Annotated in this window: 14 protein-coding genes and 3 tRNA genes; 10 read left to right on the forward strand and 7 right to left on the reverse strand. The window is 39.9% G+C overall.

The annotated features are described in order from the left end of the window. Window positions 1-681, reverse strand: coding sequence for a response regulator (locus AC2INI_RS02585; protein ID WP_486305285.1), 681 nt, complete (start codon window positions 679-681; stop codon window positions 1-3). A 109-nt stretch (window positions 682-790) separates the two neighbouring features. After that, window positions 791-3,136: a PilZ domain-containing protein gene (locus tag AC2INI_RS02590; protein ID WP_486305286.1), complete on the reverse strand. Its 2,346-nt coding sequence runs from the start codon at window positions 3,134-3,136 to the stop codon at window positions 791-793. Window positions 3,137-3,250: 114 nt separating this feature from the next. Here AC2INI_RS02590 and radA point away from each other — a divergent pair, with 114 nt between their 5' ends. Then, complete coding sequence (gene radA / locus AC2INI_RS02595; RefSeq protein WP_486305287.1) at window positions 3,251-4,630, forward strand: DNA repair protein RadA; 1,380 nt, start codon at window positions 3,251-3,253, stop codon at window positions 4,628-4,630. 193 nt (window positions 4,631-4,823) lie between these two features. Beyond that, window positions 4,824-6,908: an elongation factor G gene (gene fusA, locus AC2INI_RS02600; protein ID WP_122036714.1), complete on the forward strand. Its 2,085-nt coding sequence runs from the start codon at window positions 4,824-4,826 to the stop codon at window positions 6,906-6,908. A 140-nt stretch (window positions 6,909-7,048) separates the two neighbouring features. Here the strand turns inward: fusA and AC2INI_RS02605 are convergent, their stop codons facing one another. From AC2INI_RS02605 to mutS, 5 genes are all read right to left on the reverse strand, one after another. Further along, on the reverse strand, window positions 7,049-7,288 hold the full coding sequence (locus AC2INI_RS02605) for a VF530 family protein (RefSeq protein WP_486305288.1): 240 nt from the start codon (window positions 7,286-7,288) through the stop codon (window positions 7,049-7,051). A 112-nt stretch (window positions 7,289-7,400) separates the two neighbouring features. Continuing rightward, a complete protein-coding gene (locus AC2INI_RS02610; protein WP_486305289.1) occupies window positions 7,401-8,678 on the reverse strand; it encodes a cytosine deaminase in 1,278 nt (425 codons plus the stop codon). A gap of 10 nt (window positions 8,679-8,688) precedes the next feature. Further along, a complete protein-coding gene (gene codB / locus AC2INI_RS02615) occupies window positions 8,689-9,930 on the reverse strand; it encodes a cytosine permease (RefSeq protein WP_486305290.1) in 1,242 nt (413 codons plus the stop codon). 428 nt (window positions 9,931-10,358) lie between these two features. Next, a complete protein-coding gene (locus AC2INI_RS02620) occupies window positions 10,359-12,035 on the reverse strand; it encodes an AMP-binding protein (protein WP_122036716.1) in 1,677 nt (558 codons plus the stop codon). Between the two features lie 223 nt (window positions 12,036-12,258). Then, the gene (mutS, locus tag AC2INI_RS02625; protein WP_486305684.1) at window positions 12,259-14,793 is read right to left on the reverse strand and encodes a DNA mismatch repair protein MutS; all 2,535 of its coding nucleotides are present in this window, start codon (window positions 14,791-14,793) and stop codon (window positions 12,259-12,261) included. A 140-nt stretch (window positions 14,794-14,933) separates the two neighbouring features. Here mutS and AC2INI_RS02630 point away from each other — a divergent pair, with 140 nt between their 5' ends. From AC2INI_RS02630 to AC2INI_RS02665, 8 genes are all read left to right on the forward strand, one after another. Next, the gene (locus AC2INI_RS02630) at window positions 14,934-15,431 is read left to right on the forward strand and encodes a CinA family protein (RefSeq protein ID WP_486305291.1); all 498 of its coding nucleotides are present in this window, start codon (window positions 14,934-14,936) and stop codon (window positions 15,429-15,431) included. 140 nt (window positions 15,432-15,571) lie between these two features. Then, a complete protein-coding gene (recA, locus tag AC2INI_RS02635) occupies window positions 15,572-16,615 on the forward strand; it encodes a recombinase RecA (protein WP_122036719.1) in 1,044 nt (347 codons plus the stop codon). A 244-nt stretch (window positions 16,616-16,859) separates the two neighbouring features. Continuing rightward, the gene (alaS, locus tag AC2INI_RS02640) at window positions 16,860-19,439 is read left to right on the forward strand and encodes an alanine--tRNA ligase (RefSeq protein WP_486305292.1); all 2,580 of its coding nucleotides are present in this window, start codon (window positions 16,860-16,862) and stop codon (window positions 19,437-19,439) included. A gap of 12 nt (window positions 19,440-19,451) precedes the next feature. Continuing rightward, window positions 19,452-20,621, forward strand: coding sequence for an aspartate kinase (locus AC2INI_RS02645; RefSeq protein ID WP_122036721.1), 1,170 nt, complete (start codon window positions 19,452-19,454; stop codon window positions 20,619-20,621). 81 nt (window positions 20,622-20,702) lie between these two features. Then, on the forward strand, window positions 20,703-20,900 hold the full coding sequence (gene csrA, locus AC2INI_RS02650; protein WP_045101306.1) for a carbon storage regulator CsrA: 198 nt from the start codon (window positions 20,703-20,705) through the stop codon (window positions 20,898-20,900). A 224-nt stretch (window positions 20,901-21,124) separates the two neighbouring features. Beyond that, window positions 21,125-21,217: transfer RNA gene (locus tag AC2INI_RS02655), tRNA-Ser, on the forward strand. A gap of 50 nt (window positions 21,218-21,267) precedes the next feature. Continuing rightward, a tRNA-Arg gene (locus AC2INI_RS02660) sits at window positions 21,268-21,344 on the forward strand. Between the two features lie 76 nt (window positions 21,345-21,420). Beyond that, window positions 21,421-21,513: transfer RNA gene (locus AC2INI_RS02665), tRNA-Ser, on the forward strand. Window positions 21,514-21,525 lie beyond the last annotated feature (12 nt).

The following is a 21,525-nucleotide window of genomic DNA, read 5'->3' on the forward strand; positions in this document are numbered from 1 at the left end:
TTATTTGGCCTTTATCTGAAATTGGTAGCCTTGTCCTCTAATTGTACTTATTAATTCTTTATGGCCCACGGCTGCAAATTTTTTTCTTAATCTTGAAATTAGTACTTCAATGTTGTTTAGTTGGGACTGATCGCCATCTTGGTACAAGGCATCTACAAATTGTTGTTTTGAAATTATTTGTAAACTATTTTTGATTAAGTAAGCGATAATATCGTATTCAAATGAGGTTAAGTTTAGTGGAGAATTATCGACAAGTATGATTTTTGCCTTCGTATCTAGAACAATATTATCAGCAACGATGTTTGATTGGCTAAATCCGGCAGAACGACGGGCAAGAGCATGAAGTCTCGCAACTAGCTCTTCTGATTGAAAGGGTTTAACAAGGTAGTCATCTGCGCCAACTTCTAAACCTTCTACTTTATCCTGCCAATTACCACGCGCGGTTAGTATTAAAATTGGTGTTGTGATTTCTTTTCGACGAATTTGTTTAATCAGCGTCATACCATCAAAATCTGGTAATCCAAGATCAACAATCATTACATCAAGTAGTTCTTTTTTTTGTGCAGTTTGAAGAAAAGCAGAAGCGGTTTTATCTGAATAGACAACGTGTCCAAGATCTTTTAAGTAACTGGTTAAATGATGATTGAGTATTTCATTGTCTTCAACAAGCGCTATTTGCATAATTTTATCGCCAAACTAATGATAGATAATAATTAATAGCATTTATCATTTTGTTTATAAAGAACAAAGCCGACTAATTGTCGGCTTTATTATAAATAAATCAGGCTAATTACCCTAATTCTAAGCGGATAAGAACTTCATCAGTGATGTCTGCAATTTCACCACAACCAACAATACTAGATAGCTCATCTTCTAAAGCTCTTGCGTAGTGTATTGCGTATTGAGCTAACTGACTTAACTCTATCTCTGAAGTTGTTGATAATGGATTCTTAACTGCAGTTGTAGTTACTCGTATCGCTAAAAATTCACCGTGTTCTTTCGCTTTTCTTATAAAAGTAATACGGTCATTATAAGAGGAGAACTCTTGCAGCATTCGAGTAAAGACCGATTTTATTTTCCCATCACGAATCACAACCGCAAGATAAATCTCGTGATGGTGAGAACGCTGATTCGCAGGTGTTCTCAATGGTTCAACGAGTAGTCTCTGCATTCTTGATTTAAAAATAGGCTCTAAATTTAAGTGCTGTTCATCGCCTAAATGCTGCCAAATTTTATTTAATCGATTAAGAGGGAAGTTAACCCCAATACAACGAGTTTTTAATTTATGGTCATCCTTCTCAATAAAGAACGGTGTTGTCGTTAATTTATTGAGTAATAACTGATGCATAATTCTTAGCATATCCATTGATGGAAGTTGTTCATAGTCCATCGGTAGCTTTTCTATATTATGTTGAATTAAGCGACCTAAGAAGGCTTTACTTTTTTGGGTCTGTAAGCTGTCTTCAATATGCAACTGAATGTTTAGACCATTAGAGGCCACTTTCAATACGTGATAACCAATACGACTCAATGGCGTATTTTTGTCTAAATTTTGTAAGTCATTGAATGTGATCTTTACATCTGATTTTTTTGTTAACAGCGCTGGCTTGTCTAAATGAATAGAGAGACCGTTGGTTGATATATCTAACGTTTTACCTGTGATTTCACCGAAATTCGGATGAGAAAGCGTAATTAAGGTTTGATAATTAAATCTTGGTTCTGTGCGACGTGGTGCTGAATCAAAATAGAGTGCATGCGCCTGACTGATTGGTGCAGTGGCATGACGATATGGGTTTAACTCTTTAGGCGCAAGACTTGGCTTATCTGTTAAAAGATAATCTTTTTGTGTTTCAGGTAAGCTGATCTCCGTTAAGATCCCCATATGGGTTAGCGTTTCAAGAACACCTTCCATTTCAGGAGCAACGGTTAATAACCTTTCTTTGTCACCTTGCTCTAATTCAAAAAGAGATAAGCGAATAACCTTCCAACTCTTTCTTTTTGCGCCAACATGCCAGAATAACTGACGTTCTTGCTGTGAGCCTTCTGATGACATCATTGAGTAAAACAGCTCTCTGTCTTCATGGTCGTGTTTAAAGCTGTAAAAATGCGTACGACTGGCTTTTAATCCAGGTTTGGTCAAAAACTGCATTCGATCTGCTTTAAAAAGATGATTAATAACCGGCTGGTTTTTTTCATCATGCCAATGCTTCCAAAGTGTTTCATTGTGATCGGTAATAATGGCGTACTTTAGGCTATCCCCAGAGAAAAATAGAGGGATATTGGTCGTGTGTTTTAAAAAACAGTGCTCATAGCCTTGAGTTCGGGCTCTCACAATTTGATCTTTTTGATCATGCTGAGTTCGACGTTTGTTTTTATTTAGTTTCTCATCGATAGCTGCCGCAATAACATCATGATCAGATTCCATTTTTAGGCGTAGCCAGCGATAGCTATCATTTTCTTCACTGTCGTGAATACCTAAAATACGATAAGGAAAATCACCATTAAGCTCTTTAATGCCGGTATCTTTAGCAAGGCTTGGAAAACTAACCTGAATAATTTGGCCTAATCCATATTCAAAAGCGGTAGGGACTTTGATCCTCGCTCCAGAAGAGGATAGATCACTGCTTGTTCCATGGATAAGATTGCCATTGGGTAAAAGAACCGTCACTTGTGTAGACATGCGTAAGCGGTTTTCACTTCGAGTGAGATAATGGCCAAAACGAACTAATTTTGCTTTAAAAGAACCACTTTCAATTTTCTCATCAGAAGGGCTGTCGATTTCTTTATTCTTATGCAAAACACGAAAATTATTACGGGTATTGGTCAACGCTTCCCAAACCCCTTCGGTATAGCTTCCGTAGCGTTCTATTGTTTTGTGATAGGTATTGATTGCGACATCATCTAACCAATGTGTATAGCCATCAAGTTCGTATTGATGGCACTCTCCTTTTACACGGCCACGTAAATCAATGCTCTTTATGCAAGGCGTCATAATACGCTTCAGTTCAATCTTAACGATTAAATGAACTGAAGGGTGTTCATGTGCCATTACTTGGCCGCACACCAGTTCAAAATCTGGTTCGCCAAAAATTGGGATAAGTTGATCTACGTAGCTTTGATATTCTTCTTGCTGCATGATTTCTGGTACAGTAATAACAATCTAATGGGTTTATCGGCAGATTTGCTAAAATATTTAACATTATACGTTAAATAATACCCATCACTTTAATAACATTTATGTCGGTGATATATGGCAAAAGCAAAACGAGCCTACGTTTGTAATGATTGTGGGGCAGACTTCCCTCGTTGGCAAGGACAGTGTAGTGCTTGTGGGGCGTGGAACACGATAACAGAAGTTCGCTTAGCGGCTTCGCCACAAGTCGCACGTAATGAGCGTTTGGTAGGATATGCTGGTTCATCAGCTGAATCTCAAGTTCAAGCCTTATCAAGTATTGATCTTCAAGAAGTTCCTAGATTTACCACTACGTTTAAAGAGTTTGATCGAGTGCTGGGTGGCGGCATTGTTCCTGGAGCGGCTATTTTGATTGGCGGTAATCCGGGGGCGGGTAAATCAACGCTATTATTACAAACTATGTGTCAGTTAGCGGCACATATGCCAACCTTGTATGTAACGGGTGAGGAATCTTTGCAACAAGTGGCAATGAGAGCGTCTCGCTTAGGATTGCCAAAAGATAATTTAAAAATGTTATCTGAAACCAGCATTGATAAAATTTGCCAGATTGCTGAAAAAGAAAAACCTAAAATAATGGTTATCGATTCAATTCAGGTAATGCATGTCGATGATGTACAGTCTTCTCCTGGTAGTGTTTCTCAAGTGAGGGAATCAGCAACGACATTAACGCGTTATGCAAAGCAAAATAATGTATCTATTTTCCTTGTTGGACACGTAACAAAAGACGGTACATTAGCAGGGCCAAAAGTTCTCGAACATATTATTGACTGTTCAGTATTGCTTGATGGTAGTGCTGATAGCCGTTTTAGGACATTACGCTGCAATAAAAACCGTTTTGGTGCAGTGAATGAGCTGGGTGTGTTTGCAATGACAGGGCAGGGGCTTAAAGAAGTTAATAACCCATCAGCTATTTTCTTGTCTCGTGGCGAGGAGGAAACTTCTGGCAGCTCTGTTATGGTGGTATGGGAAGGGACTCGACCTTTATTAGTAGAAATTCAAGCGTTAGTTGATTACTCCCAATTATCCAATCCGCGTCGAGTATCGGTTGGCTTGGATCAAAATAGATTATCTATGTTACTGGCTGTGCTGCATAAGCATGGTGGGTTACAAATGGCTGACCAAGATGTATTTGTAAACGTCGTTGGTGGTGTCAAAGTCGCTGAAACCAGTGCCGATTTAGCCTTAATTATGGCTTTACTGTCTAGCTTTAAAGATCGCCCATTACCAAAAGATGTGGTGGTATTTGGTGAAGTTGGGTTGGCTGGTGAAATCCGCCCTGTACCTAGCGGACAAGAACGATTGATGGAAGCCTATAAACATGGATTTAAACGTGCAATAGTACCTGCGGCAAATATGCCTAAAGGTGGTATTGAAGGTATGCAGATCCATGGTGTAAAGAAGCTCTCAGAAGCAATTGATGCCTTTGATGAGTTATAAACGACAATAATTATGGATTTACACTATTCTTTGCATTTGAAATTGTGTAAATTCGACTATAATTTGCAAAAGCAGAAAATAAGCAGGGGTTAATTGGGCTAAATTCTATCCAAAAATAGAACAAAGCATATACCAATTGACAGTTTGTGTTATACTCTGCGCGCATTTTCTATCCTATTAATAGAGTAAAACAATGACTGATTTATCAAAATACAGAAATATTGGTATTTTCGCGCACGTTGATGCGGGTAAAACTACCACAACTGAACGTATCCTAAAACTTACTGGTCAGATCCACAAAACTGGTGAAGTTCATGATGGCGAATCTACTACTGACTTCATGGAACAGGAAGCTGAGCGCGGAATTACTATCCAATCAGCAGCTGTAAGTTGTTTCTGGAAAGATCACCGTTTTAACGTTATCGATACTCCTGGACACGTTGACTTCACTGTTGAAGTTTATCGTTCTCTTAAAGTACTTGACGGTGGTATCGGTGTATTCTGTGGTTCTGGTGGTGTTGAACCTCAATCAGAAACTAACTGGCGTTACGCGAACGAATCAGAAGTTGCACGTATTATCTTCGTTAACAAACTAGACCGTATGGGTGCTGACTTCTTCCGTGTTGTTAAGCAAACTCAAGACGTACTAGGTGCTAACCCACTAGTTATGGTTCTTCCTATCGGTATCGAAGACGATTTCGTTGGTGTTGTAGACCTTCTAACTCGTAAAGCATACGTTTGGGATGACTCTGGTCTTCCTGAAAACTACGAAATCACTGATGTTCCTGCGGACATGGTTGATCAAGTAGAAGAATACCGTGAGATGCTAGTTGAAACTGCTGTAGAGCAAGACGACGATCTAATGGAAGCTTACATGGAAGGCGAAGAGCCAACTATTGAGCAACTAAAAGCATGTATCCGTAAGGGTACTCGCACAATGGATTTCTTCCCTGCATTCTGTGGTTCTGCGTTTAAGAACAAAGGTATGCAACTAATCCTTGATGCTGTTGTTGATTACCTACCTTCTCCAACAGAAGTAGATCCTCAACCGCTAATGAATGAAGAAGGCGAAGAAACTGGCGAACACGCTATCGTTTCTGTAGACGAAACATTCAAAGCGCTAGCATTCAAAATCATGGATGACCGTTTTGGTGCTCTAACTTTCGTTCGTATTTACTCTGGTAAACTGAACAAAGGCGACACAATTCTTAACTCATTCACAGGTAAAACTGAGCGTGTTGGCCGTATGGTTGAGATGCAAGCGAATGATCGTAATGAATTAACTTACGCACAAGCTGGTGATATCATCGCTATCGTAGGTATGAAAAACGTTCAAACTGGTCACACTCTTTGTGATCCTAAGCACTCAGTAACACTTGAGCCAATGGTTTTCCCAGTTCCAGTAATCTCAATCGCAGTAACGCCTAAAGATAAAGGCAGTACTGAGAAAATGGGTATTGCTATCGGTAAAATGGTTGCAGAAGATCCATCTTTCCAAGTTGAAACTGACGAAGAAACTGGCGAAACAATCCTTAAAGGTATGGGTGAGCTTCACCTAGACATTAAAGTTGATATCCTTCGTCGTACATACGGTGTAGACCTTACTGTTGGTCAACCTCAAGTTGCTTACCGTGAAACTATCACTCAACCTGTTGAAGATAGCTACACGCATAAGAAACAATCTGGTGGTTCTGGTCAGTTCGGTAAGATCGACTACATCATGAAACCAGGTGAAGTTGGTTCAGGCTTCTTATTCAAGTCTTCTGTAGTGGGCGGTAACGTTCCTAAAGAATTCTGGCCTGCAATCGAGAAAGGCTTCAAAGGCATGATGGATACTGGTGTTCTTGCTGGCTTCCCTGTTCTTGACGTTGAAATCGAACTTCTAGATGGTGGTTTCCACGCAGTCGATTCATCTGCAGTAGCATTTGAAATCGCAGCGAAAGGCGCATTCCGTCAATCTATGCCAAAAGCTGGTGCTCAACTTCTAGAACCAATCATGGCTGTAGACGTGTTTACTCCAGATGACCACGTTGGTGATGTAATCGGTGACCTTAACCGTCGTCGTGGCATGATCAAAGACCAAATGGCTGGCGTAACTGGTGTTCGTGTTAAAGCTGACATCCCTCTTTCAGAAATGTTTGGTTACATCGGTTCACTACGTACAATGACTTCTGGTCGTGGTCAGTTCTCTATGGAGTTCTCTCACTACGCACCTTGTCCAATGAACGTAGCAGAGCAAGTAATTGCTGACGTTAAAGAAGCTAACGCTAAGAAGTAATTCTGGCTAACGCTCTTTAATTAAAAAAGCCCCGTAAGTGCAAACTTACGGGGCTTTTTGTTTTTAATCGATTGAATATTTAAGTTACGATTTAAACCAGTAGAACGATTAGATAATTACTGGAATTGGTATTATTCAGATTAATTTATTTTTTCTGCTTTTTCTTTATGACGTTGAAGTTTCAAATAGATATTTTCTACTCGAACTCGAGCCCATTCGGTTTTTCGCAAAAATTTCAAACTTGATTTAATGGTTGGATCAGATTTAAAACAATTGATGTTAACCATGTAGCTTAATTCCTCCCAACCGTAATGTTCAACTAATTCTGTTAAGATTGCCTGCAGGGTCAAACCGTGAAGCGGGTTATTTTGCTGTGTCATAATATCGCCATTTATCTTGAATTAGGGTAAGTATAGCATTCACCCTTAAAGAATATTCATAAAAAATGGGAGCACAAAGGCTCCCATCTATATCTGATTATTGAGCGTCCAATTAACGCTTAAATGAAACCACTTCTGGTTTATTTAAAGTGATGGTCGTTGTTGCTGGTTGAGTTTCTGAAATCACATTACCTTGACGGATCGAGTAACGAACAGGAACTTGGCGACGAAGTGCATCAAAGCCATTTTCTGCAGGTAAAATAATTAAGTTACCTGGCTTACCTTCTTCAATACCATAGTTATCTTGAATATTTAGCGTTCTTGCTGATTTATAGCTAATTAGGTCAAGACCTTGGTTAATTTGCTCATAACCCATGATTTGACATACATGCAGCCCCATATGCAGTACTTGTAGCATATTTGCTGTACCTAATGGATACCATGGGTCAAATACATCATCATGACCAAAGCAGACGTTGATATCACTTGCAAGCATCTCTTTAACGCGGGTAATACCACGACGTTTAGGGTAGTCATCAAAGCGCCCTTGTAAGTGAATATTCACTAATGGGTTTGCAACAAAATTGATGCCTGACATTTTTAATAAACGGAATAAGCGAGAAGCGTAAGCACCGTTGTAAGAGTGCATTGCTGTGGTGTGGCTTGCTGTTACTTTTTCACCCATATTAAATTTATGAGCAAGTGCCGCTAGGGTTTCAACAAAACGTGATTGTTCATCATCAATTTCATCACAATGAACATCAATTAAACGATCGTATTTTTGTGCCAGTTCAAAAACGTAATGTAGAGATTCAATACCGTATTCACGAGTAAATTCAAAATGAGGAATTGCACCAATAACATCAGCACCAAGTTGAACCGCTTCTTCTAATAACTCTTTACCATTTGGGTAAGAAAGAATGCCTTCTTGAGGAAAAGCGACGATTTGGATATCAACCCATTCTTTCATCTCTTCTTTTACTTCAAGCATTGCTTTTAGTGCGATTAATGTTGGATCAGACACGTCTACATGGGTACGAACGTGTTGAATGCCATTCGCGATTTGCCATTTTAGTGTTTGTTTAGCACGGCTCTTAACATCTTCAATGGTTAGAAGTTTTTTACGCTCAGACCAACGTTCAATCCCTTCAAAAAGAGTTCCTGAGATATTCCAGCTTGGCTCACCTGCAGTTTGAGTCGTATCTAAGTGAACATGAGGCTCACAAAATGGTGCATTGGCAAGGCCGCCCTCAGCATCTAAGGTATCACCTGAAAAAGCAAGATCTTGCTCATTTGATACGATAGTTTTGAATTGACCATCTTGGATCAAGATTTGGAATAACCCTTCTTGATCTCGTAATGCCACATTTTTAATTAATAAATTAGTCATAAGAATTCTTCTATGCAGCTTCTGTTTTAGATGCTTTTTCTTTGTTTAAAAGAGGGTTAAGTACTAGATAACTTAGTGCGCCACCAAAAACGGCGTTTACAGGAACAACACCAGGTAAGAAATTACCAGCGGCAACCCCAATAGCAACAGCGATTATACCTGTCCAGTTAATCGTTTGAAATTTTGCGTTTTCAAAATCCATGTAACGCTTACGATTCATGAAGAAGTCAGCGATGATAACCCCTCCAATTGGTGGGATAGCTATTGATAGGAAAGTTAACCAGCCAACAAAGTTATTATATAACCATAATGCGCAAACAGTACCAATTAAACCATTAAGCATTGAAATATACTTACTTGGTAAGCCTGTGATATTTGAGAAGCCAAGGCCTGATGCATAAAGGGCGTTATCGTTAGTTGTCCAGATATTTAAACCTAATACGATGATTGCTGGGATCAGTAGACCTTGAGCTATCATTACTTCAGAAATATCAGACTGACCAGTTACCGCTGCACCAGCAGCACCAAAGATGAACATTAATGAGTTGCCGATAAAGAAGGCAATCATTGTGATAGCAACAGCGCCCATTGGCTTCTTACCAAATCGCACAAAATCAGCGGTTAATGTACCAGCACTAATGAATGAACCGACAACCATTGCAAGTGCAATAGAGAAGTTCATTGGTTCTTCAGGTTGAATTTTTTGTAATTCTGCAATACCACCAATACTGTCAACGGCGGTAAACACAGAGTAGCCACCTAAGACGGCAATGGCAGGAACCGCAATCATGGAAAGAACCATTAATGCTGAAATACCAAAATAAACAGTAACCGTCATTAATAGACCTGATATTACGATTAATGCGTTGGTATCAATGCCTGTCGCTTTATGGACGGGGATTGCGAACATTGCAACACCAACACCAAACCAGCCGATTTGAGTACCGCCAAGAAGTAAAGAGGGGATCCAAGAACCTTTAGAACCAAAAGAGAAACGAGCAAGGAGGTGGGTAGATAAGCCAGTTGAAGCGCCGATGTAACCAAGAAAAGAAGTATAAATGCCGAGAATTAAATTACCAATGAGAACAGCAAGGAAGAAATCATCAAAAGAGAGCCCCGTTCCTAACGATCCCCCTGTCCACATACTTGCAGAGAAAAAGGTGAGTCCAAGCATTACTAAAGTAAGTGAAACAACGCCTTTTCTTGCGGTCTTAGGTACTGGACCTAAGCTATAATCGTTATCGTGAGACATGTGTGAACCTCGTCTGTTTTGAATTTTTTGATCAGGATTTTGATAAACGGACAGGAGTCTAAAGGGATTATTAATAATGTCAATAAGGCTTATTTGCTGTTTTATAAGTAGATTATGGTTATCCTATTGATTTTAAATGCTTTGTCTGTTTTAAAATTAGCAATTATTTTTAATTACAAACGGTTGCCCTGTCTTTAAATATATAAAAACTAACCGTTGGTGGGGAAAACCTACTTTAGGTGAGGTATTTAAACTTACATGATTATCGCTAGGGTGTTTACTTGTTTTTATTGGTTAGAGCCCCACCCTGGGAATGCTATGTTATTTAATTTGTTTAAAAAAAGACCTTAAAGCTTTGTTTATATGGCTTTAAGGTCTTTATTGTAATTAGATTGCTATTTTAGTTGGTAAATTAGCTCTATTTAGGACTATTCCCAGATTATTTTTTTATCTGTTGGCCAAGAAGATGCAAATTCGTGGTATTTTTTCTCTAGAATATGACGTTTTATCTTTAATGTTGGAGTTAAAATTCCATTTTCGATACTCCATGGTTCTTTGATCATTAAGATGCCTTTTAGCTTCTCATGAGACTCGAGACCACTATTAATGGTCTCTAAGTTTTTTAGCGCGGTTCTTTCATACCGTTCTTGGTCAAAATTAGGATACGAGTGAGGGATAGCCAATAGAATTGGACCAGGAAGCCCTGAACCAATAAGGCACATCATTTCTAAATTACTAAGATCAAAAATTCGCTTTTCAATAGGTACAGGAGCAACGAATTTTCCTTTTGCTGTTTTAAATGTGTCTTTTTTACGACCTTGTATTGTTAAGAACCCTTCAGAATCAATGGAGCCAATATCTCCAGTATGTAGCCAACCTTCTTGATTAAACGTTTCTGCCGTGGCTTCATCATTTTTATAGTAGCCCGCAAAGAGTCCGTCACCTCGAACTAAAATCTCTTCATCTGCTGCTATTTTCAATTCAACGCCAGGACCTGCAGAGCCAACCGTTCCAACTTTATCTGAACGGTAAGGGTGGTTGAGGGTGCTATAAGCAAAAGTCTCTGTCATTCCCCACGCTTCAGTAATATTTAAACCAATGCTTTCATACCATTTTAATAATCCGGCAGAGACAGGGGCGGAACCACAACCTAGAACTCGAGCTTGATCTAAGCCTAAGCCATCAGCCAATTTACGTTTGATTAAGCCATTAACAAACGGGATTTTGAGTAATATATTGAGTTTTTTCTGAGGCAATTTATCTTGAATTCGTTGTTGGAAGACCGTCCATAATCGGGGAACTGATATAAATAAAGTAGGACGATGCATTTTTACATCATCAATGAAGGTATCTAAGGATTCAGGAAAGGCGGTTTGAATGCCTCCGAAAAATGCAGAGCCTAAGATGTATACACGCTCGGTTATATGAGCAAGAGGCAAGTAGGAAAATAAACGATCATCGGGTTGCATCCCAATATGATTAACGAGATGTTTGGACGAACGACTAAAGCCGCCAAAGGTTAACATTGCCCCTTTTGGTAACCCTGATGTTCCTGAAGTATATACAATAGACATTAACGTATTGTCGTTATGGTCAGGTCTGAATTCGGAAGGCTGATGTTCTTTAATTAGGTCTTCAAATTGATACTGAGATTGAGCCGCTGAGTCATAATCAAAAGCAATGGTAGAAAGGTGAGGAAGGTTTTTTATTGCTTGAGTGGTCGCTTCATTATTATCGAGTTTACCAACAATGAGCGCTTTACTATCACTGTGCGTTAAACAATGTTCAATGGTATCTAACCCTGCGGTTGGAAAGATAGGAACACTAACAAAATCCCCAAGCATTAGAGCTAAATCAGTAATAAACCATTCTGCACAATTTTTAGAAATTAAGGCAACGCGATCTTTTGGTTGTATCCCCATACTTTGTAATGCGGTCACTAAGCGTAGCGCCTTATCAACCACTTCAGAGAAGGTATAGTCAACAAAGTGCCTCTCCTTTATTTGACGAAGGAAAATTGAATTTGGTTTTTTCTCGGCCCATTTAAGCATCGCTTCATGAGGGAGTTGAGGGTTGGTATTGTGATCGAATAATGGCTGACTCATGGCGGCATCCTGCAGGTTGTTGTAATTATTATTGTTAATTTTATGTTAAGTTAAATGCCTTTTGAGTAAATAGTCAAATTTGGTTCGAAATAATGAGAGGTAATTTGTTTATTTTGTAGTTCTAGAATGAGTTTAAGGGATGACTTGTTTAGGGAGATTCAAAGAGGAGAAAAGAAGGCGAAGGAAAAGTAAGGCAGTAGAGCTACTGCCTTACTCAGTATGATTACAGTAACGCTTTTAGACGATACAGCTCTTCTAACGCTTGTCGTGGTGTTAGATCATCTGGGTTTACATTTGCTAGTGCTTCTTCAACTTCACTTGGCTCAGGAATAAGAGAGAGTTGATGCTCTTGTTTTACTTGAGTTGTCGCTAATGGTTGGTTTTTAGGCTGACCATTTTCAAGTTGTTGAAGTTTTTGTTTAGCTTTTTTGATTACCGTTTTTGGAACCCCCGCCAGAGAAGCAACTGCTAGACCGTAAGATTTATTGGCAGCACCATCTTGAACTGCATGCATAAAGGCAATTTCATCGCCATGCTCTACAGCGTCTAAATGTACATTCGCTAAACCATTAAATAGGTTTGGTAATTCAGTCAGTTCAAAGTAATGAGTTGCAAATAATGTCATTGCATTAATTTTTGTTGCTAACCATTCAGCACTTGCCCAAGCAAGAGAGAGTCCATCATAAGTACTTGTACCGCGACCAATTTCATCCATTAACACTAAGCTGTGTTTGGTGGCATTGTGCAGGATGTTTGCTGTCTCTGTCATTTCAACCATAAATGTTGAGCGTCCAGAAGCAAGATCATCTGATGCTCCAATACGGGTAAATATACGATCTAATAGGCCAATTTTTGCTGAATTAGCGGGAACATAACAACCAACATGAGCCATTAAAGCGATCAATGCAGTTTGGCGCATATAGGTTGATTTACCACCCATATTTGGTCCAGTAATGATCAACATTTTTCGGTTGTCGTTTAAATTGATTGGGTTGGCAATAAACGGATTACTCATCACTTGTTCAACAACAGGGTGACGGCCACCTTCAATTTGCATCCCTATCTCTGATGATAAGGTAGGGCGGCAATAATTTAAGCTATCAGCACGTTCAGCAAGGTTGCTTAATACGTCTAATTCAGAAATCGCATTGGCCATTAGTTGAAGTTGTTCTAAGTGAGGCAGAAGTTGATCAAACAATTCTTCCCACAGTTTTTTCTCTATCGCTAAGGCTTTTGATTTTGAGCTTAGCACTTTATCTTCATGCTCTTTCAGCTCAGGAATAATGTAACGCTCTGCATTTTTCAATGTTTGACGACGAACATAGTGAGCAGGTGCTTTGTGACTTTGACCTTTGCTGATCTGGATATAAAAACCATGAACGTTGTTATAGCCGACTTTTAGGGTATCAATATCATGACGTTCGCGTTCTTCTTGCTCAAGTTTCTCTAAAAATAACGTCGCACCATTAGCGAGATCTCGCCATTGATCGAGCTCTTCATTATAACCATCAGCTAATACGCCACCGTCACGAATAACAACAGGAGGGTTCTCTTTCACTGCGCGTTCTAATAGTTCGCAAATTGAGTCTATAGGCTGCGCAAGTGAAGCCAGTTCTAATAAATGAGTTTGTTCAAATTCTTTGGTGCTTTGTGCAAGCTCAGGCAGTTGTTGTAATGCGCTACGTAAACGAGCTAAATCTCTTGGACGAGCAGAGCGTAATGCTAAGCGAGCAAGAATTCGCTCTACATCACCAATTTGCTTTAGTTGGGGAGCTAGCTCTGTGAATAATCCGCTTTCTTTTAATTCTCCAATCGCATCAAGACGTTGATTTAAAACTTGATGAGTTCTAACTGGTTGATGTAACCAGCGCTTTAGAAGACGGCTGCCCATTGCGGTTGATGTGTGGTCGAGCACTTCTGATAGCGTATGATTAAAACCACCCGCTAGATTTTGGGTTATTTCTAAATTACGGCGTGTTGCTGCATCTAAGATCACTGAGTCATCTTGATGATCCATCACAATAGAACGAATGTGAGGTAAGGTTGTACGTTGTGTGTCTTTTACATACTGAATAAGACAGCCAGCCGCACATAAACCAAATTCCGCTTTTTCTACTCCAAAACCAATTAGGTCACGTGTGCCAAACTGTTGGTTCAATTGTTGTTTAGCGGTTTCTAGTTCAAATTCCCATACTGGGCGACGACGATTACCACTGCGTTTCTCTAATAAATGAACAGGTTCGAAATCTTCACTAAACAAAAGCTCTGTAGGGGAGGTTCGTTGCAACTCAGCCAACATTGCTTCTTCTGTGCCTGGTTCTGATACTTTAAATCGACCAGAAGTAATGTCTAATGTGGCATAACCAAAGTGACCTTTATGATGAAAAATAGCGGCAATAAGATTATCGAAACGCTCTGGAAGAAGAGCCTCATCGGTTACAGTCCCTGGAGTTACGATACGAACCACTTTACGCTCAACTGGACCTTTACTCGTAGCTGGATCTCCAATTTGCTCACAGATAGCAACAGACTCGCCCTGCTGAACTAATTTGGCTAAATAACCCTCAACGGCATGGTAAGGAAGACCTGCCATTGGTATTGGTTCACCTGCTGAGGAGCCTCGTTTAGTTAACGATATTTCAAGAAGCTGAGAGGCTCGTTTGGCATCATCATAGAAAAGCTCATAGAAGTCGCCCATACGATAGAACAGTAAGATATCCGGATTTTCAGATTTTAAACGCAAGTACTGTTGCATCATTGGGGTGTGTTTTTCAGTTGATTTTGTTGCCACAACGAGACCTAATGAGTGTTGAGAATATTTGTTGCTAAGAATACGTGAATCAAAGCGGCAATCAAAGATAGAATCAATAAAATTCGAATCAAGACAGGAAGAATTTAATGAATATGACAAAAAATGCTCAACTCGCGCAAGAAGTTGGCGAGCTATTAATGCAACAAGGCAAAACGATGGCTTGTGCAGAATCGTGTACTGGTGGTGGTGTTGCTTTTTGTGCGACAGAGAATGCAGGGAGTTCTGCTTGGTTTGAACGTGGTTTTGTGACCTACAGTAACGAAGCAAAGCAAGAGTCATTGGGTGTTAGTTTAGATATGTTAAGTGCTTTTGGTGCGGTAAGCGAAGCGGTAGTTAAAGAGATGGCAATAGGGACGTTACACAACAGTCATGCTGATATTAGTGTGTCTATTAGTGGCATTGCAGGCCCAGGAGGAGCAACAGAAGATAAGCCTGTTGGGACTGTGTGTTTTGGTTTTGCAGATAAAACTAATTGGCATCAAGAAACTACTGTATATTTTACTGGTGATCGTAGTGAAGTAAGGCAAAGTGCGATCGAATATGCATTTCTCACAATAAAGACTAGGTTGTTAGAGTTTAATTAATTCAATGGTTTATGGTTGTTTTTCTTAAGTCGCAATAGAAAATTTAATAAAAAAACTAGCAAGCCTATGGACACTGTATGAATAGACAGTATACTACTAATCATTAACTGATTTAGTGATCTAGAAATCTGGAGAATCAAATGGACGATAACAAGAAAAAAGCACTGGCCGCAGCATTAGGTCAAATTGAAAAACAATTTGGTAAAGGTTCAATTATGAAGTTGGGCGATAACCGCACAATGGATGTTGAAACTGTGTCTACTGGTTCTTTATCTCTTGATATTGCTCTAGGTGCTGGCGGTTTACCAATGGGACGTATCGTAGAAATCTACGGTCCTGAATCATCAGGTAAAACAACACTAACTTTGGAAGCGATTGCTCAAGCACAAAAAGCAGGCAAAACCTGTGCATTTATTGATGCAGAGCATGCTCTAGACCCAATCTACGCTCAAAAGCTGGGGGTTGATATTGACCAATTACTATGTTCTCAACCAGATACTGGTGAGCAAGCATTAGAAATCGTTGATGCATTAGCACGCTCTGGAGCGGTTGATGTAATCGTAGTCGATTCAGTTGCTGCACTAACGCCAAAAGCTGAGATTGAAGGTGAAATGGGCGACAGCCACATGGGTCTTCAAGCTCGTATGCTTTCTCAAGCAATGCGTAAGTTAACGGGTAACCTAAAACAATCAAATTGTATGTGTATCTTCATCAACCAAATTCGTATGAAAATTGGTGTGATGTTTGGTAACCCAGAAACGACAACCGGTGGTAATGCACTTAAGTTCTACGCATCTGTTCGTCTTGATATTCGTCGTACTGGCGCAGTAAAAGATGGTGATGAGGTTGTTGGTAACGAAACTCGAATCAAAGTAGTTAAAAACAAAATTGCAGCACCATTTAAGCAAGCGGAAACTCAAATTCTATATGGTAAAGGCTTTAACCGTGAAGGTGAGCTAATTGATTTAGGTGTTAAGCATAAATTAGTAGATAAAGCAGGTGCTTGGTATAGCTACAATGGCGACAAGATTGGCCAAGGTAAAGCAAATGCTTCTAAGTTCATGCGTGAGAACGTAGAAATTGCGACTGAATTAGACCATAAACTGCGTGAGATGTTATTAACACCAGCAGAAGAGCAACCTGAAATCGAAGAGAAAATTGAAGAAGAAAACGAAGAGTTTTAATTTATTCAATTTTTAGTGAAATAATAGAAAGCCAAACCATCGTGTTTGGCTTTTTTACGTCTATAAAAAGAGACTGCCCTAATCACAAATAGAATTATTTCTCTTTCCTTACTTGATCGCTCTACTCAATCTATATTTCGCTCTCATTTGCGTATACAATGTTCGAAATTCTGTCTAAAAAACACTGCTTGTCTTAACTGAGTACAAGAGTGAGTTAACCTACGATTCAATCAGGAATATCCACATGTATATGAGCACTGACGAGATCCGCCGTGCGTTTCTTGCTTTTTTTGAAAGCAAAGGACACCAAATTGTTGAGAGTTCTTCTCTAGTTCCAGCAAATGATCCAACTCTTCTATTTACCAATGCCGGTATGAACCAATTTAAGGATTGTTTCCTAGGTTCAGAGAAGCGTAACTATACTCGTGCAACTACCGCTCAACGTTGTGTTCGTGCTGGTGGTAAGCATAACGATTTAGAAAATGTAGGCTTTACTGCTCGTCACCATACTTTCTTTGAAATGCTAGGTAACTTTAGCTTTGGTGATTATTTCAAGCAAGACGCAATTAAATACGCATGGGAATTCCTAACAGAGCGTTTAGATCTTCCTGCAGATCGTCTATTAGTGACTATCTACGAAACAGATGACGAAGCATTCGAAATCTGGAATAAAGAAATGGGTATCCCTGCGGACCGTATCGTTCGTATTGGTGATAACAAAGGCGCACCTTATGCATCAGATAACTTCTGGCAAATGGGTGACACTGGTCCTTGTGGTCCTTGTACTGAAATTTTCTACGATCATGGTGAGCACATTTGGGGGGGCCGTCCAGGTACTCCTGAAGAAGATGGTGACCGTTTCATCGAAATTTGGAACAACGTTTTCATGCAGTTCAACCGTCAAGCGGATGGCACAATGGAACCACTTCCAAAGCCATCAGTAGATACAGGTATGGGCATTGAGCGTATTGCAGCAATCATGCAAGGCGTACACTCAAACTATGAAATTGATATTTTCCAAACACTAATTAAAGAAACAGCAAAAGTTGTTGGTTACGATGATCTTTCAAACCAATCTCTACGTGTTGTTGCTGACCACATCCGTTCTTGTTCTTATTTAATCGTTGATGGTGTTATGCCGTCAAACGAAGGCCGTGGTTACGTATTACGTCGTATTATCCGTCGTGCAGTACGTCACGGTAACAAGCTAGGTGCTAAAGGTTCTTACTTCTATAAATTAGTAGGGCCATTAGCTGAAATCATGGGTACGGCTGGCGAAGAGCTTAAAAAACAGCAAGCGCTAGTAGAAAAAGTACTTAAGATCGAAGAAGAAAACTTTGGTCGTACGCTTGAACGCGGCATGGTAATTCTGAACGAAGCGTTAGATAACCTAGAAGGCACCGTTCTTGACGGCGAAACTGTATTTAAACTTTACGATACTTACGGTTTCCCTGCAGATTTAACCAATGATGTTGCTCGTGAGCGTGAATTAACTATCGATGAAGATGGTTTTGAGAAGGCGATGGAAGAACAACGTCAACGTGCTCGTGAAGCTGGTCAATTTGGTACTGATTATAATGCAGTGATCAAAGTTGAATCTGAAACAGTATTCCATGGTTATGATTCGACTGAAGCAAAAGCAACGGTATTAGAAATCTTCCGTGAAGGTGAAGCAGTTGAGACTCTTTCTGCTGGTGATGATGCGATTCTAATTTTAGATGCAACGCCATTCTATGCTGAATCAGGCGGTCAATCTGGTGATGCGGGTATTATTACAGTAGAAGCGGGTAAGTTTGTTGTTACTGATACTCAAAAAGTAGGTAATGCGATTGGTCACTACGGTAAGTTAGTTGAAGGTGTGTTATCAACGACTGATAGTGCAATGGCTCAAGTTGATGAAGAGCGTCGTACTGCGATTACTTTAAATCACTCAGCAACCCACTTATTACACGCAGCACTTCGTGAAGTATTAGGTGAGCACGTAACTCAAAAAGGCTCATTAGTTAAAGCGGAAGGTTTACGTTTTGACTTCTCTAACCTTGAAGGCGTAAAAGCTGATGAATTACGTAAAGTTGAGCGTATTGTTAACCAACAAGTGCGTTTAAACCATGAGATTGAAACAAACCTAATGGACATTGATGCTGCTAAAGAAAAAGGCGCAATGGCTCTATTTGGTGAGAAATACGACGATGAAGTTCGTGTACTTTCTATGGGTGAATTTTCTACTGAGTTATGTGGTGGTATTCACGCATCAAGCACTGGTGATATTGGCCTATTTAAAATTACGTCAGAAAGTGGCATTGCAGCGGGTATCCGCCGTATTGAAGCCGTTACTGGTGAAGCAGCATTAGATGCGATTGAAGCACAACAAAAATCAGCAGATAAAAAGCTGAATGAAGCGGCATCAAAAGCAAAACAACTTGAGAAAGAGATCCAACAGCTTAAAGATAAGCTAGCGTCTCAAGAAGGTGCAAGCCTGATCAATCAAGTTCAAGACATTGCAGGAACAAAAGTACTTATTGCTCAGCTAGATGGTGCAGAGAGTAAAGCGCTTCGTGGCATGATAGATGAGCTTAAAAATCAAATCGGCAGCTGCGTTATCATGTTAGGTAATGTGAATGACGGTAAAGTTGGTTTAATTGCTGGCGTAACTAAAGATCTTATTGGCCAAGTGAAAGCGGGCGAATTAGTGAATATGGTTGCACAACAAGTTGGTGGCAAAGGCGGCGGTCGTCCTGATATGGCTCAAGCTGGCGGTACTGATGTGAATGCATTACCTGCGGCACTAGCTTCTGTTGAAGCTTGGCTAACTGAGCGTCTGTAATAGGTCGTATCAGTGGCATTAATCGTACAAAAGTATGGTGGTACATCAGTTGGGTCCGTTGAACGGATCCAATCTGTTTCTGAACGTATCATTTCAGCACAGCAACAAGGGCATGATGTCGTTGTTGCTGTTTCTGCTATGGCCGGAGAAACCAATCGCTTAATGAGCTTAGCAAATCAAATTAGTGAGGCCCCTGAGCCTCGTGAATTGGATATGCTCCTTTCTGCGGGAGAACAGGTTTCCATTGCGCTACTAGCCATGTCTTTAAATCAGAAAGGCGTTAAAGCCATTTCTCTAACGGCTGACCAAGCGGGTATTTATACTAACTGCACCTTTAATGATGCAACTATTGAGCATATTGAAACTGATTTAATTACTCAATGGGTTGATAAAGGGTATGTGGTAATTATTGCTGGCTTTCAAGGTCGTGATGTTCACGGTAATATCACCACATTAGGAAGAGGCGGCTCTGATACGACAGCTGTCGCGTTATCTGCTGCCTTAAATGCAGATGAATGCCAGATATTTACTGATGTTGATGGCGTTTATTCTTCTGATCCTCGCTACGTAGCTAACACTCGTCGTTTAAAGGAAGTGTCATTTTCTGATATGCACCTTTTAGCTAAATCGGGTGCTAAAGTATTGCAAGAGCATTCAGTTGCTCATGCTTGGAGAACGTCGGTGAAGTTACGAGTACTTTCTTCATTTGAAGAGGGGGAAGGGACTTTAATTTGTGAAGAACCTGAAGAGAGTCCATCGGTAACAGGGTTGGCTTTAAAGCAGGATTTACTTCTCGTTGAATGCACAGGACTCTCCATTACAGAACAAGCAGCACTGCTGAAACAGTATGAAGAGTTAACGGCTCAAAGTGGTTGTTTTAAAATTGTTGTGCCAAAAGCAACTTTTTTACAATTGAAACTGGCATTTAATACAAAAATACGCAATATTAGTAGCTTATCAATACTGACGTTAGTCGGTGATAAAGTTGAAGGGATGGCAGATCTTGCTTGCAATCAACTGAAGGCTAATGGTGTTGATATCTATCAACACAATAAAGAGCCAAAAAGTGTGTCGGTTATCGTTAATCAAGCTGATTTAGAACAAGCAGCCGAAATTTTACATAAAACGTTTGTTATTACAGAGCAATCACAAGATAATAACCTTATGATCGCTGTTTCTTGAGCAGAGACGTTTATGAAAATAGGCGATAACGGACAATACATACATTTATTATAAAACTGAGATTACTCAAGGAGCATTCGAATGCTAATTCTGACACGCCGCGTAGGTGAAACTTTAATGATTGGTGATGAAGTAACAGTTACTGTACTAGGCGTTAAAGGCAACCAAGTACGTATTGGTGTTAATGCACCTAAAGAAGTATCTGTACATCGTGAAGAGATTTACATGCGCATTCAAGCGGAAAAAGGTACACCTGCTGCTACGCAAGGTAACTTTTAATTCGTATGAATGAGGCTGGCATTGTCAGCCTTGTTTATTTTTGTCTAATTTAGTTAGGTGAAAATAAACAGAAACAAGGTACAAACAAAGGCACAAACCACGTATAACGTTCTATTTTTGCTCATTTTGGTTGTTTCATAGGCTGTTGAACAAAAAGCGTTATTTTTTACTTAAAAAGTCATTGACATATTTTTGGTAAACCGTAATATGTGCCTCCTCAACACGGTGAGGTGGCCGAGAGGCTGAAGGCGCTCCCCTGCTAAGGGAGTATGCGGCTTATACCCGCATCGAGGGTTCGAATCCCTCCTTCACCGCCATTATTTGTTTCTGTTGATTTCGGTCAGCAAGAACATAAAAGAATTATTGTGCGCTAGTAGCTCAGCTGGATAGAGTACCTGGCTACGAACCAGGCGGTCGGAGGTTCGAATCCTCCCTGGCGCACCATTCTTTTTATTGATGAATTTATTTGTCAATAACAGTGATTGTTTGCAGATAATCACAAATAAGCGAAATACAAAACGGTGAGGTGGCCGAGAGGCTGAAGGCGCTCCCCTGCTAAGGGAGTATGCGGCTTATACCCGCATCGAGGGTTCGAATCCCTCCTTCACCGCCATTATTTGTTTCT

The sequence above is a fragment of the Aliivibrio friggae genome (assembly GCF_057368515.1).

What these genes read in the sequence shown, in the direction of transcription:
- AC2INI_RS02585 (WP_486305285.1), bottom strand. Translation starts at nt 681, where the DNA reads ATGCAAATAGCGCTTGTTGAAGACAATGAAATACTCAATCATCATTTA.
- AC2INI_RS02590 (WP_486305286.1), bottom strand. Translation starts at nt 3,136, where the DNA reads ATGCAGCAAGAAGAATATCAAAGCTACGTAGATCAACTTATCCCAATT.
- radA (WP_486305287.1), top strand. Translation starts at nt 3,251, where the DNA reads ATGGCAAAAGCAAAACGAGCCTACGTTTGTAATGATTGTGGGGCAGAC.
- fusA (WP_122036714.1), top strand. Translation starts at nt 4,824, where the DNA reads ATGACTGATTTATCAAAATACAGAAATATTGGTATTTTCGCGCACGTT.
- AC2INI_RS02605 (WP_486305288.1), bottom strand. Translation starts at nt 7,288, where the DNA reads ATGACACAGCAAAATAACCCGCTTCACGGTTTGACCCTGCAGGCAATC.
- AC2INI_RS02610 (WP_486305289.1), bottom strand. Translation starts at nt 8,678, where the DNA reads ATGACTAATTTATTAATTAAAAATGTGGCATTACGAGATCAAGAAGGG.
- codB (WP_486305290.1), bottom strand. Translation starts at nt 9,930, where the DNA reads ATGTCTCACGATAACGATTATAGCTTAGGTCCAGTACCTAAGACCGCA.
- AC2INI_RS02620 (WP_122036716.1), bottom strand. Translation starts at nt 12,035, where the DNA reads ATGAGTCAGCCATTATTCGATCACAATACCAACCCTCAACTCCCTCAT.
- mutS (WP_486305684.1), bottom strand. Translation starts at nt 14,793, where the DNA reads ATGATGCAACAGTACTTGCGTTTAAAATCTGAAAATCCGGATATCTTA.
- AC2INI_RS02630 (WP_486305291.1), top strand. Translation starts at nt 14,934, where the DNA reads ATGAATATGACAAAAAATGCTCAACTCGCGCAAGAAGTTGGCGAGCTA.
- recA (WP_122036719.1), top strand. Translation starts at nt 15,572, where the DNA reads ATGGACGATAACAAGAAAAAAGCACTGGCCGCAGCATTAGGTCAAATT.
- alaS (WP_486305292.1), top strand. Translation starts at nt 16,860, where the DNA reads ATGTATATGAGCACTGACGAGATCCGCCGTGCGTTTCTTGCTTTTTTT.
- csrA (WP_045101306.1), top strand. Translation starts at nt 20,703, where the DNA reads ATGCTAATTCTGACACGCCGCGTAGGTGAAACTTTAATGATTGGTGAT.